Annotated in this window: 9 protein-coding genes; 5 read left to right on the forward strand and 4 right to left on the reverse strand. The window is 68.1% G+C overall.

Going from position 1 to position 12,318, the window contains the following annotated elements:
* Positions 1 to 185 precede the first annotated feature (185 nt).
* Positions 186 to 1,682: a phosphomannomutase gene (locus PARJ55_RS0114025; RefSeq protein ID WP_028713617.1), complete on the reverse strand. Its 1,497-nt coding sequence runs from the start codon at positions 1,680 to 1,682 to the stop codon at positions 186 to 188.
* 153 nt (positions 1,683 to 1,835) lie between these two features.
* Here PARJ55_RS0114025 and PARJ55_RS0114030 point away from each other — a divergent pair, with 153 nt between their 5' ends.
* Entirely contained in the window at positions 1,836 to 3,104 is a 1,269-nt protein-coding gene (locus tag PARJ55_RS0114030) for an MgtC/SapB family protein (RefSeq protein ID WP_036714225.1), read from the forward strand.
* Between the two features lie 280 nt (positions 3,105 to 3,384).
* Here PARJ55_RS0114030 and PARJ55_RS0114035 read toward each other — a convergent pair whose 3' ends face one another.
* Positions 3,385 to 3,993 carry a TetR/AcrR family transcriptional regulator gene (locus PARJ55_RS0114035; protein WP_028713619.1) on the reverse strand — a complete coding sequence of 203 codons (609 nt, stop codon included), beginning with the start codon at positions 3,991 to 3,993 and terminating at the stop codon, positions 3,385 to 3,387.
* Between the two features lie 73 nt (positions 3,994 to 4,066).
* Here PARJ55_RS0114035 and PARJ55_RS0114040 point away from each other — a divergent pair, with 73 nt between their 5' ends.
* Positions 4,067 to 4,522 (forward strand): cupin domain-containing protein, encoded by a 456-nt coding sequence (locus PARJ55_RS0114040; RefSeq protein WP_028713620.1) that lies wholly within the window; start codon positions 4,067 to 4,069, stop codon positions 4,520 to 4,522.
* A 116-nt stretch (positions 4,523 to 4,638) separates the two neighbouring features.
* Here PARJ55_RS0114040 and PARJ55_RS0114045 read toward each other — a convergent pair whose 3' ends face one another.
* On the reverse strand, positions 4,639 to 5,661 hold the full coding sequence (locus PARJ55_RS0114045) for a replication initiation protein (RefSeq protein WP_028713621.1): 1,023 nt from the start codon (positions 5,659 to 5,661) through the stop codon (positions 4,639 to 4,641).
* Positions 5,662 to 6,252: 591 nt separating this feature from the next.
* On the opposite strand from PARJ55_RS0114045, the gene PARJ55_RS0114050 reads away from it, so the two are divergent.
* The 3 genes from PARJ55_RS0114050 (at position 6,253) to PARJ55_RS0114060 (ending at position 9,537) form a co-directional block, all read left to right on the forward strand.
* Positions 6,253 to 7,452, forward strand: coding sequence for an AAA family ATPase (locus PARJ55_RS0114050; RefSeq protein WP_028713622.1), 1,200 nt, complete (start codon positions 6,253 to 6,255; stop codon positions 7,450 to 7,452).
* On the forward strand, positions 7,449 to 8,426 hold the full coding sequence (locus PARJ55_RS0114055; RefSeq protein ID WP_028713623.1) for a ParB/RepB/Spo0J family partition protein: 978 nt from the start codon (positions 7,449 to 7,451) through the stop codon (positions 8,424 to 8,426). Before PARJ55_RS0114050 ends, PARJ55_RS0114055 begins: the two co-directional genes overlap by 4 nt.
* Before the next feature lie 463 nt (positions 8,427 to 8,889).
* The gene (locus tag PARJ55_RS0114060) at positions 8,890 to 9,537 is read left to right on the forward strand and encodes a phosphoribosyltransferase (protein WP_036714235.1); all 648 of its coding nucleotides are present in this window, start codon (positions 8,890 to 8,892) and stop codon (positions 9,535 to 9,537) included.
* A gap of 53 nt (positions 9,538 to 9,590) precedes the next feature.
* Here PARJ55_RS0114060 and PARJ55_RS0114065 read toward each other — a convergent pair whose 3' ends face one another.
* Positions 9,591 to 12,290 (reverse strand): cation-transporting P-type ATPase, encoded by a 2,700-nt coding sequence (locus PARJ55_RS0114065; RefSeq protein WP_028713625.1) that lies wholly within the window; start codon positions 12,288 to 12,290, stop codon positions 9,591 to 9,593.
* Positions 12,291 to 12,318 lie beyond the last annotated feature (28 nt).

The following is a 12,318-nucleotide window of genomic DNA, read 5'->3' on the forward strand; positions in this document are numbered from 1 at the left end:
TGCCCGGCGCAGCAATCCCTCGGCCGCGGCGGCTGTCAACAGCCCCGCGCCGGCAGGCTCGTTTCATGCCCCGGCCCCTGCCGCAGCGGGAGCGCCTTGCCCCGGCAGGCAGGGGCCCGGCACGACCGGATCGTCGCAGCGTTCGGTTTCGGCGCGCAAGCCCGGCAAGCCTCTGCCCGCGGGATTCAGGCGGCGGGGACGGGAATCCGGGGGATGCGCTCCAGCGCCTCGGCGTTCAGGGCGCGGGCGCGGTCCTCGGTCTCGGCCTCGGTATAGCAGCGCAGTTCCGGCGCATTGCCCGAGGGGCGCAGGTGGATGATCGCGCCGCTTGCGAATCCCATCCGCAGCCCGTCGGTCTGGTCGATCCGCTGCAACCGGCCGGCAAAGGGGAATTGCGCCTCGATCCGCGCGCTCCGCTCGGCCTCGTCGCCCGAGCTCAGCCAGGCCAGGATCGCCCTGGACCGGCTGGTCGGGAAATCCTTCAGCCGCTCGCTGAAGGTCGCCCGCTGCGGCAGCCCGGCGCAAAGCTCGGCCAGCGGCCGGGTGCGGGCCGCGGCCAGCACGGCGACCACCGGCAGCACCGCATCGCGCGTCGGCAGGGCGGCGAGCCGCCGCCCCTCGCGCCGGATCTCGCTGCCCAGCAGGAAGCCGCCATTCGCCTCGTAGCCGCAGACGGGACCGAGGGTCTCGCGCGCCGCCTCCTCCATGGCGGCGATGACATAGGGCGAGCCGATGCGGGTGCGGATGGTGCGGGCGAAGGCGCCGCTCAGCTCCAGCGCGGTGTTGCTGCTGACCGGCGTGACCACGCATTCGGCGCCCAGCTCGCGGGCGCAAAGCAGGCCCAGGATATCGCCGCGCAGCCATTCGCCCCGGTGATCGGCCAGAAGCGGCCGGTCGGAATCGCCGTCGGTCGAGATGATGGCGTCCAGCCGGTGCTCGGCCGCCCAGCCCCGCGCCAGTGCGACATCCTCGGGCCGCAGCGCCTCGGTATCGACGGGGATGAAGCGGTCCGAGCGGCCCAGCGGCAGCACCTCGGCGCCAAGCGCGCGCAGGATGCGGGCCAGCAGGTCGCGGCCGACCGCGGAATGCTGATAGAGCCCCAGCACCAGCCCCGAAAGCGCATCCGGACCGAAGAAGTCGAGATAGCGGCGCAGATAGTCCTGTTCGATGTCGCGCGGCTCGGGCAGCGGCGCGGCATCCGCCAGACCGCCGTCGCGGCCGAAACGGGCGGGGTCCAGCACCAGCGCCTGCCGGGCGATGCCGGCCTCGTCGGGCTTCAGCACCTCGGCCCGGGCGCGGTGGAACTTGATGCCGTTGCGGTCGTCGGGGATATGGCTGCCGGTGACCATCAGCGAGGGCATGTGCCGCGCGAAGGCATGATGCGCCAGCGCCGGGGTCGGCACATGCCCGCAGAACGCCACCTGCCCGCCCGCGTCGCGGATGGCCTGGGCGCAGGCCCGCAGGATGCGCGGGGTCGAGGGGCGCAGGTCGCCCGCCAGCGCGACCTCGGTCCCGGGGGCGAATTCGCCGATCTCGCGCAGGTAGCGCAGGAAGCCCTGCGTATAGCCATAGGCCACCCGGTCGGTCATGGCGGTGACCAGACCGCGCGCGCCGCTGGTGCCGAAGGCGACGCCGCTTTCCTCGATGAGATCGCTGACGGTGAAGGGTCCTGTCTCGGTCATGGTCGAAGCTCGCTGTTTGGAAAGGTGATCATGCAGGCGCGGCAAGGCATTCGTCCAGTGCCGGCGTGGCGAAATTCCCATGCCGCGCCGCGGCGATCATGCCGGTCCTTCGCGGCGCTGGCCAGCCGCCGAAGGCGGTGGCAGAATGCGGCGATGCAACAGGATCAGGTTCTTAGCCGTCTTGCCGTGTCGCTGGCCATCGGCCTGCTGGTCGGACTGGAACGCGGCTGGCGCACCCGCGCCGAGCGCGACCACCAGCGCGCCGCCGGCCTGCGGACCTTTGCGCTGGCCGGGCTGACCGGCGGCGCCACCGGCGTGCTGGCGCTGGAATTCGGCGGCCTGGTCATCGGCATCGTGTTCTGCGGCTTCGCGCTGGTCTTTGCCGCCTTCCAATGGCTGGAATCGCGGCTTGACCAGGATGTCAGCGCCACCTCGGCGGTGGCGGGGATGCTGGTGTTCCTGCTGGGGGCGCTGGCCGTGACCGGGCCGCTGATCCCCGCCATCGCCGCCGCCGTGGCGATGACGCTGCTGCTGGCGGCGCGCGAGCACCTGCACCGCTGGGTCGCGGCGCTGAGCTGGGCCGAGATCCGGGCGATCCTGACGCTGGCGGCGATGTCCTTCCTGCTGCTGCCGGTGATCCCCGACCGCAGCATCGACCCCTGGGATGCGGTGAACCTGCGCGAGATCTGGCTGCTGGCCATCCTGATCGCGGGGATCTCCTTTTCCGGCTATGTCGCGGTCAGGGCCTTCGGCGACCGGCTGGGAATCGTGGTGATGGCGGCGGCCGGAGGGCTGGCCTCATCCACCGCGACCACGCTGGCCTTCGCCCGGCTGGGCAGGGCCGAGCCGGGCGCCGCCCGGCTGCTGGGCGCGGGGGTGCTGATTTCCGGCATCGTGATGCTGCTCCGCGTCGGGGCGGTGGCCGTCGGGCTGAACCGGGCGCTGCTGCCGCATCTGGCCCTGCCGCTGGCCGCGGCGGCGCTGGTCATGGGCTTTGCCGCCGCGCTGCTGCTGCGGCAGAGCCGGGCGCAGCACGGCCCGGCGCTGCCGATCAACAATCCGCTGGCGGTGGGGACGGCGCTGAAGATCGCCGGTTTCATCGCCGCGGTGCTTCTGGCCGCCGAGATCCTGCGCCGGCAATACGGCGATGTCGGGGTGCTGATCGTCGCCGCGATCTCGGGCATCGGCGATGTGGATGCGGTGTCGATCTCGATGGCGCGGCTGGGCGGCGGCGATCTGGCCATCGCCACGGCGGCGCAGGCGATCCTGGTGGCGGTCGGGGTCAACACCGCCTCGAAGGCGACGATGGCCGCGCTGGTCGGCGGCCGGAGGATCGGCACCGTGGTGATCGTGGCCAGCGGGCTGGCCATCGCCGCCGGGCTGGCGGCGATCCGGCTTCAGGCGGCGCTGCAAGGGGCATGAGGCCCCTGCCCCGCATCGGGCTGCCTCGTCACCGCTGCCGAAATCGTGGTTGTCGAAGCTCCCGGCGATGCGATGCGCATATTCCGGGCTGTCCAGCCGGTCGGCCCGCTTGTCCATGGTGGCGATGAAGGCCCGCACCTTGTCCGGCGAGAGCGGCCGGAACATTGCCGCCAGCGTGCGGTTGGGCATCAGGTCGGCGCGGTCGCGCACGGCCTGCCCGGCCGGGGTCACGAACAGGCCGAAGCGCCGGCCTCGCCCCCTTCCCCAAGCCCCGCCGCTCCTAGGCCGGCGGGCTGGGTCCCAGATAGCGGTCGAGGATGGCATCTGCGACATCCCCGACCGTCCGCCGCGCCGTGACGGGATCGGCGCCGACGATATCGTAAAGCGCGATCATCGCCTCGGTGCCGGTCGCCAGCGACAGCGCCCGGACCAGCGCCTGGGCCCGAGCCGGCACCAGCCCGCCGCCGTCCTCTTGCAAGGCCTGCTCATACAGCGCCACCCGGCGGGCGCCGCGCATCTGCGGCGACCCCGCCTTCGCGTCAGGCGTCCAGGCCGCCAGAGTCATGCCGACAAAGCGGCGAAACCCGGCCTCGTGGCTGACCGAAAGGTCGAAGATATAAAGGCTGATCGCCTTGAGCCTTTGCCGCAGATCGCCAGCGCCCGACACGATCTGCTCATAGGGCTCGACCGCCACGTCCAGCCCCGCCTCGGCCGTCAGCATCGCCGGGTCCGAGAAATAGCGGTAGGCCGTCGCCTTCGAAATGCCGTGCAAGGCGGCGGCGGCCGTCACCGTGACCGGCCGCCCCTCGCACATCAGCTGGCGCGCGCCCTCGAGGATGGCGCGGCGGGTGCGTTGTTTCTGGGCCGTGCGGCCCTTTGCGGTGGTCATTGTCGATACCATTGTCTTATTATGAGACTCTGGTATCATAAATACCGACTCGGCTCAACCAGGATTCTCAGCCATGACCAGCACGGCGCGGAAATACAATGTTCTCAATATCCTCATGTCGTTTCACGCTTTTCCCGACGAGGTGCAGGGCAAATATTGCCTGGTGGAATGTATCGTCCCGGTCGGGGCCGGAGCACCGCCCAACCACCACGCCGGCGAAACCGAGGCATTCTATATCCTCGACGGAGAGGTCGCATTCCTGATCGACGGGGAAGAGCGCCTGGCCCGCAGCGGGGATTTCGTGCCGATCCCGGACGGCGCTGTTCACGCCTTCAAGGCGGTTGGGACCGCACCGGCACGCTTGCTGATCCTGAACGCACCGGGCCGCATGCATCAGCAATTCTTCACCAGTATTGGTGAGGCACTGCCCGAGGATTTCATCGGCCTGCCGGCTCCGAAAGAACCCGACCTACCTGCCATACTGGCGAGCGCCGCCGCGGCCGGAATGACTATCCTGCCGCCGAACTGATCGGCGCGCTTCACCGGGCTTTCTGCCGGATGCATGGAACGAACCGGCCATGGCTTGGGCGCGACGGGCTGGGGCCATCGCAAGCGGCGCCGTGGAAATTGCCAATTGGCAATTTCCTAAAGCGGGTTCTTCTCGGCATAGCTGCGGAAGAAGGCCAGGAAGGCGCGGTCCGGGTCCTTGGCCGGCTCCTTTCCCGCGCTCCAACTCCTCCATTCGCCCTCCACGAAATAGATGTCGTAGCCGGGATGGCGCAGGCGCGCCGTCTCATAGGTCGCGGTCTGCAGGGCCGGGCCGCGCGATTGCAGCCAGGCGGGGCGCGGGCGGGGCGCCTGCCCCGCCGACACCTGCTCGGTGCGGCCCTCGGCCTTTACGCGCCGGCCGACCTTGGAAAACTGCAGCGCCCGGTCGGCCGCGCCGCTGGCATCGCCATCCTTGCGCCACCAGCGCATCTCGACATGGGTCACGGCCCGGCCGGTCTTGATCGGCGAGATCTCGACCATGTAGTCCGAAAGCGCGTTCACCTCGGCCACGGCAGGGTCGATCGCGCGCAGTTTCAGGTTCGACCAGGACGAAAGCTTACCTTTTGGGACCCCCATGATCCCGCGCAAGGCCTCGAGCGTGAACCGTTCCGAAGCCTTCCAGCGCAGGTTGCCGCGTTTCTGCACCATCTCGTAAAGCGTGAGCGCGTATTTCGACGACAGGGCGAACATCACCTCGCGTTGAAGCCGGGCAAAGACCTGGCTGTTGCGGATGATCTTGCGCAGACGCGCGGGGATCTCGTATTCCAGCAGCCCGTCGGCCCGGCCGCTTTCCAGGTTGCCGCCCAGCAGCTGCACCCGCTCGATAGCCGGTTCCCCGTCCCAGATCACGGCAACCTTCACGATGGCCGACATGAGCCGTTCCAGGCTTTCCCCCACGCGATCATTGGAATTATGGCTGCCTCGCAAGGTCGACTTGGCGATGACATGCGTCACCGGCTTGTCGATGGCATCCCAGGCATTTTCCAGCAGCTGGTTATAGATCCGCCGGTCGTTCAGGGTCAGCGGCGTGACCTCGATCAGATCGACAAGCTCTCCCGGCTTGATCAGACTGTCCGCATTCGGACGCGCCTCTACTGTTCGAATCGCCGACTCGGCCATGTTCCCCTACCCTGCCGTTCTTACTTTTGTATCGGATGAAATGTAAGTTTTCAAGCGAGCAGCGAACGTTGCACCCAAAATGTAAGCAACAGCGGGAACCAGTCCGAAAAGGTGATTCGCAGCCCCTTGCTTTCGCTGGGAAATTCCGGGCGTTTTTTCCTGCCGTCCACTCCACCCGATTCGTAAGGTTTGGAGCGCACCCGGCATGTAAGAACATGCTGCCCGATCCGTAAGGCCAGCCATCCCGTAAGGTAGGGGGAATCGTCCCGATCTGTAAGCCTTGGAGGAATTCTTGCCGTCTTTTCAGGTGGATGGCGCATCCGAATCTAGAATCCAAGAATCAGAATGAAGCGGATGGTTGTTTATCCACAGGATTCATGGGAGCAATCTGCCAGCGAACGGCGCAACCCTTACAAATCGGGATGATTGCAGCCTAAAAAGCAGCGTCACCCGGCCAGAGATAAGGGAATTTCCGGTGCCTGGACGCAACCGCGCGAACTTCCGCTTTTTCACCTGCAAAGCCCATAAATCCGAACTTTACGGTTGGCGCCGTTTTGGACATAGTGACGAAAACGAGCAGAAAAGATAGCCATGACCCCAGCCTTTCCTCCCGTCACCCTGGAAGAGCTCGCGGTGCTTAGCCGCCGCGCCTCGACCGTCATCGAACGCCTGCGCGAACGCGTCTTCGCGCCCGGCACCCGTAAGCAGCTGGAGCTGCTGTTCAATGTCCGAACCGCGGCCGAAATGGTCGGTCGCTCGGAAAAGGCGATCCGCGACGCCGAAGCCGATGGCCGGCTGCCCGAACCCGTGAAGGATGCGACCACCAATCGCCGCAACGGGTACACTCTGGCCGAAGTGAACCGGATGCGCGAGGTCTTCGGCACGCTGCCGCATCGCGCGCCCGAAGACCCGCCGCTGGTCATGGCGGTGCAGAACTTCAAGGGTGGGGTCGGGAAATCCACCCTCGTGGTGCATCTGGCGCAATATTTCGCGCTCAAGGGCTATCGGGTCTGTGTCGTCGATTGCGACTCGCAGGCCTCGACCACGGCTGTCTTCGGCCTCAACCCCGATGTGGATGTCGATGAGGACGAGGATACGCTTTATCCGTTCCTCCAGCATGGCGGCCCCCGGACGCTGCATTACGCGCTGCGGGCGACCTATTGGCCCGGCATCGCGCTGATTCCGGCGAATCTGGGCCTTTACGACGCCGAATATGAGTTTGCCGCCCGCATGGCGCGGGATCCGGCCTTCATTCTGGACCGGCTGCGCGAAGGCGTGGCCTCGATCGCCGATCAGTTCGACATCATCCTGCTGGATCCGCCGCCGGCGCTTGGCATGCTGTCGCTGTCGGTGCTGCGGGCGGCCAATGCGCTGCTGATCCCGGCGCCGCCGAACAATATCGACTTCGCCTCGACCGCGCATTTCCTGAAGATGATGGAATCCACCCTGGTCGAGCTGGCGCGTCACGGCGGGGCCAGGGAATACAGCTTCGTGAAGATCCTGACCTCGAAGATGAACGACCAGAAATCGGCCCATCAGGCGATCAAGCGCATGATGGATGCCGTCTTTCCGCAGGACATGCTGAACGCCTCGCTGAAGGATTCGGCAGAAATCGACAATGCCACCGCCAACCTGATGACCGTCTATGAGCTGACCGGCCCGGCGACGCGGACCGAGACCCACAAGCGTTGCCGCGCCTATCTGGACGCGGTCGGGCGCGAGGTCGAGCTGCTGATCCGCAAGACCTGGCCTAGCCATCACCGCCAACTGCGCAAGGAGGGCCTGCTGTGAGCAAGCGCCATGATGCGATCTTCGACGACGTGCTGAAGGATCTCTCGGTCCCGGAATCGCCCGACCGCGGCGGCGCGCGGTTCCTCAAACGGCAGAATGCGCTGTCGGAGAGCGGCGAGCGCGAGGAAAAGGTGCTGCGCTGGGTGGATCCGGACAGCTGCGTGATGTGGGCGCGCCACAACCGCGCCTATGAGCTGCTGACCGAGGAGAACTGCCGGGACCTGATCGACAGCCTCAAGGCCCAGGGCCAGCAGGAATTTCCCGCCGTCGTGCGCAAGCTGCCGCCGGGGCAGGGGGCGGAATACGAGGTGATCTGCGGCGCCCGCCGGCATTTCGCCGTCAGCTGGCTGCGCGCCAACAACTATCCGCAATTCCGCTATCTCATCGAGATCCGCGACCTGACCGATGAAGAGGCCTTTCGCCTGGCCGATATCGAGAACCGCGACCGCGCCGATCTGAGCGATTACGAGCGGGCGCGGGACTATCTGCAGGCGCTCGAACTTTATTACGGCGGCAAGCAGAAGGCGATGGCGGCCCGGCTTGAGGTCTCGGAAGCCTGGCTCTCGCGCTATCTCTATCTCGCGCGCTTGCCGCGTGTGGTGGTCGATGCCTGGCCGCAGATCACCGACCTGAAAGAGCTGCATGCGCGCAGCTTGCGGCCCTTGCTGCAGGATGCCGAGGACAAGGTGCTGGCCGAGGCGGCCGCCATCGGCGCCGAGCAGGCCGCCGCCCGGGCAGGGCAGGGGGCATTCCTAGCGGTGCCGCAGGTGCTGGCGCGGCTGAAGGCCGCGGCGCTCGGCCCGAAGCCGCAGGCCGAGGGCGAGGGCGAGGTGATCGGAACCGGTGGCCCCAAGGGCGGACTGACCGTCACCCGGCGCGGCCGCAAGATCCGGCTGGAGTTCCGCCAGGACATCGGCCACGAGGAGCTGCAGGCGGCGTTTCACGAATTCCTGCAGCGCCAGTTCGGCGGCTGATGGAAATTGCCAACTGGCAATTTCCCGGCGGGCGCATGCAAGAAACCTGTAAGCGAGGCTTGCCGAATAGCCGGCACGCCCCCTTTCTGGCTGACCCGCCATCGGCTGCCGGCCGGGGTTCAGCACCCTTTTCAAGGTATTTTCAGCTTGTCGATAATTTAAAGGAAATACAACTATAAGCCAGGTATAATCCGCAGAACATCTGCATAATGCGGTTTACAGCTTTGCACCTTGGCATTGGCGCGTTTCAGCCGATTTCAGGCGAAAAGCTCGCTCCACACCGGACGGGCGCGGCTGCAAGCCTGCCGCCAGCAAGCCATATCCTGGACGGGCATGGCGGAGCCGCGATGGCATAGCCGGGGGCGCTCATGCCGCATTCTGGCCGGGCCAGCCTGTGGCGGCCGAAGGAACATTCCGGCGGATGGCGGGTTTTCTGCTGCGGATCACCGGGAAAGGGGCGGGGATGTTCGCAGATCGCGTTGATGCGGGCCGGCAGCTTGCCGCCGCCTTGGCCGGGCAACGGGACGAGCCGCTGCTGGTCCTGGCCTTGCCGCGCGGCGGAGTGCCCGTCGGCTATGAGGTCGCGCGGGCGCTTGGCGCCCCGCTGGATGTGATCCTGGTGCGCAAGATCGGCGCACCGGGCCAGCCGGAGCTCGCCATCGGGGCGGTGGTGGACGGCTCGCCCCCGCAGCTGCTGCTCAACGACCGGCTCGTTGCCGCGACCGGCGCGACGCCTGAACATGTCGCGGCGGAGGAGGCCCGGCAGATCCGCGAAATCGCCCGGCGGCGGCAGCTTTACCGCGGCGACCGTCCGCCGCCCGAGATCCGCGGCCGCACCGTCATCGTGGTCGATGACGGCGTCGCCACGGGGGCGACGATGCGCGTCGCGCTGCGGGCGCTGGCGCGATCCGGCGCCACGCGGGTGATCGTGGCCGTTCCGGTGGCCCCGGCGGATGCGCTGCGGGACATCCGGGCCGAGGCCGATGCGGTGGTCTGCCTTGGCACCCCCGAGCCGTTCCACGCCGTCGGGCTGTATTACCGCGACTTCGAGCAGGTCAGCGATGCCGAGGTGACGCGGATCCTGGCGCGTGCCAATGCCGGCAACGGCTGAGCGCGCCCGCAATCTCGGAGCCGGCCGGCGTCTTGGTCCGCCGGCCCGGTCCCTCAGAGCATGGCCCGCCGCGTCAGCGCCTTCTCGACCTCCAGGATCACCATCGTGGCAAAGCCGATCAGCAGGATCACCAGCCCGTCGGCCGGCGCCACCGGGGCGCTGTCGAACAGCTCGTGCATGAAGGGCGCATAGGTGAACAGCAGCTGCGCCGCGACCACCACCGCGATCGCCCCCAGAACCGCCGGCGTGCCCATGGCGCCGATCAGGCTGAACGAGCTGCGGTGCAGGTAGCGCACGTTGAACAGGTAGAAGATCTCCATCACCACCACCGTGTTGACGACCATGGCGCGGGCTCCTTCGATCCCATAGCCGCGCATTCCGGCATAGGCGAAGATGCCGAAGGCCCCCAGCATGAACAGGACGGACACGAAGCCGATGCGCCAGACCAGGAAGCGCGACAGGATCGGCGCGTCGCGCGGCCGGGGCGGGCGGTTCATCACATCCGGCTCGGGCGGCTCGAAGGCCAGGACCAGCCCCAGGGTGACGGTCAGGATCATGTTGACCCACAGGATCTGCACCGGCGTCATCGGCAGCGTCAGGCCCAGCAGGATGGCCAGAATCACGCAGAGCACCTCGCCGCCATTGGTGGGCAGCGTCCAGCCGATCACCTTGCGGATGTTGTCGTAGACGGTGCGCCCTTCGTGCACGGCGGCGACGATCGAGGCGAAATTGTCGTCGAGCAGCACCATCTGCGCCGCCTCCTTGGCGGCTTCGGTGCCCTTGCGGCCCATGGCGACGCCGACATCCGCCTGCTTGACCGCCGGCGCGTCGTTCACCCCGTCGCCGGTCATGGCGACGATATGGCCGTTCGCCTGCAGCGCATCGACGATGCGCAGCTTGTGCTCGGGCGTGGCGCGGGCGAAGACGCTGACCTCCTCGACCACCCGGCGCAGGGTTTCGTCCGGCATGCCGTCCAGCGCGGCGCCCTCCAGCACCTTCGGATCGTCGGCGATGGCGAGCTGGCGGGCGATGGCCGCTGCCGTGCCCTTGTGGTCGCCGGTGATCATCTTGATGGCGATCCCGGCCGAGCGGCATTCGGCCACCGCGGCGATGGCCTCGTCGCGCGGCGGGTCGATGAAGCCGGCAAGGCCCAGGAAGGTCAGCCCGGTCTCGACCATGTCGAAGCCCAGCCGCTCGGTCTCGGGGTCGACGGCAAGGGTGGCAAAGCCCAGCACGCGCTCGCCGCCCGCGGCGCAGGCATCGATGCGCGCCTGCCAGTAGTCGGGATCCAGGGGCAGGGGGGTGCCGCCGCTCGCCTGTGTCGCGCACATGGCCAGCACCCGCTCGGGCGCCCCCTTGACAAAGATGCGCCTTGCGCCCTGCGGATCGTCGTGCAGCGTGGCCATGAAGCGGTGCTGCGCGTCGAAGGGGATTTCGTCCAGCCGCCGCCACAGCGCCCGCTCGGTCTCCGGGTGCAGGCCGGATTTGGCGGCGGTGGCGACCAGCGCGCCCTCCATCGGGTCGCCCAGCACGGTCCAGTGGCCGTCGCGTTCCACCAGCCGCGCGTCGTTGCAAAGCAGGCCGGCGCCGATCAGCGCGTCGCGCTCGGGTTCGGGCGCGGGCTCGCTGCCGTCCGGGGCCTGGAACCGGCCCTCGGGCGCATAGCCCAGGCCCGAGATCTCGGTCACGCTGGCGGCGGTCACCAGATGGCGCACGGTCATTTCGTTGCGGGTCAGCGTGCCGGTCTTGTCCGAGCAGATCACCGAGGTGGCGCCCAGCGTCTCGACCGCCGGCAGGCGGCGCACCACGGCGTTGCGGGCGGCCATGCGGCGCACGCCGATGGCAAGGGTGATGGTGATGACGGCGGGCAGCCCCTCGGGCACCACGCCGACGGCCAGCGCCACAACCACCATCAGCGCGTCGAGCCAGTCGTAACCCCGGAACACGGTGGCGAAGGCGAAAAGCAGCGCCCCCGTGGCGATCGCGAACCAGGTGAAGCGGGTGCCGAAGGCGTTGATCTGGCGCAGAAGCGGCGTGGTCAGGGTCTGCACCGCGCCGATCATGCCCGAGATGCGGCCGATCTCGGTCTGCGAGCCGGTCGCCACCGCGACGCCGATGCCCTGGCCCGAGGTGACCAGCGTGCCGGAATGCAGGATCGGCGCGCGGTCGCCAAGCGCGGCGTCGGGCGCCACCGGCGGCTCGGTCTTTTCGGCGGGGACGGATTCCCCGGTCAGGATCGCCTCGTCGGCGCTGAGCCCGCGCGCCCGCAGCAGGCGCAGGTCGGCGGGCACCTTGTCGCCGGCCTCGATCACCACGATGTCGCCGGGCACGATCTCGCGGGTGTCGAGGGTGTGCCGCTCGCCCTCGCGCACCACGACGGCATGCGGGGCGATCATGTCGCGGATCGCGTCCAGCGCGCGTTCGGCCTTGCCCTCCTGGATGAAGCCGACGATGGCGTTGATCAGCACCACCACGACGATCACCGCACCGTCGATGACATGGCCCAGCGTTATCGCCGCCACCGCCGCCGAAAGCAGGAAATAGATCAGCGCATTATTGAACTGCGCCAGGAAGCGCAGCACCGGATGGGTGCGGGCGGCCGGCGGCAGCGCGTTCGGGCCGAAGCGTTCCAGCCGCCGCGCGGCCTCGTCGCGGCTGAGCCCGTCGAGGCCGGTCGCCAGCGCGACGCAGGTCTCTTCGCCGCTGCGGGCATGCCATGCGCCCTGTTCCGGCGCGATATCGGCGGGCTTCATGCGGCTCTCCTTCGGCAGTTTCCCGTCG

It is taken from the genome of Paracoccus sp. J55 (assembly GCF_000513975.1).
Classification (GTDB): domain Bacteria; phylum Pseudomonadota; class Alphaproteobacteria; order Rhodobacterales; family Rhodobacteraceae; genus Paracoccus.

Coding starts and splice junctions, on each gene's coding strand:
- PARJ55_RS0114050 (WP_028713622.1), top strand. CDS start 6,253: ATGACCCCAGCCTTTCCTCCCGTCACCCTGGAAGAGCTCGCGGTGCTT.
- PARJ55_RS0114025 (WP_028713617.1), bottom strand. CDS start 1,682: ATGACCGAGACAGGACCCTTCACCGTCAGCGATCTCATCGAGGAAAGC.
- PARJ55_RS0114040 (WP_028713620.1), top strand. CDS start 4,067: ATGACCAGCACGGCGCGGAAATACAATGTTCTCAATATCCTCATGTCG.
- PARJ55_RS0114035 (WP_028713619.1), bottom strand. CDS start 3,993: ATGACCACCGCAAAGGGCCGCACGGCCCAGAAACAACGCACCCGCCGC.
- PARJ55_RS0114060 (WP_036714235.1), top strand. CDS start 8,890: ATGTTCGCAGATCGCGTTGATGCGGGCCGGCAGCTTGCCGCCGCCTTG.
- PARJ55_RS0114045 (WP_028713621.1), bottom strand. CDS start 5,661: ATGGCCGAGTCGGCGATTCGAACAGTAGAGGCGCGTCCGAATGCGGAC.
- PARJ55_RS0114065 (WP_028713625.1), bottom strand. CDS start 12,290: ATGAAGCCCGCCGATATCGCGCCGGAACAGGGCGCATGGCATGCCCGC.
- PARJ55_RS0114030 (WP_036714225.1), top strand. CDS start 1,836: ATGCAACAGGATCAGGTTCTTAGCCGTCTTGCCGTGTCGCTGGCCATC.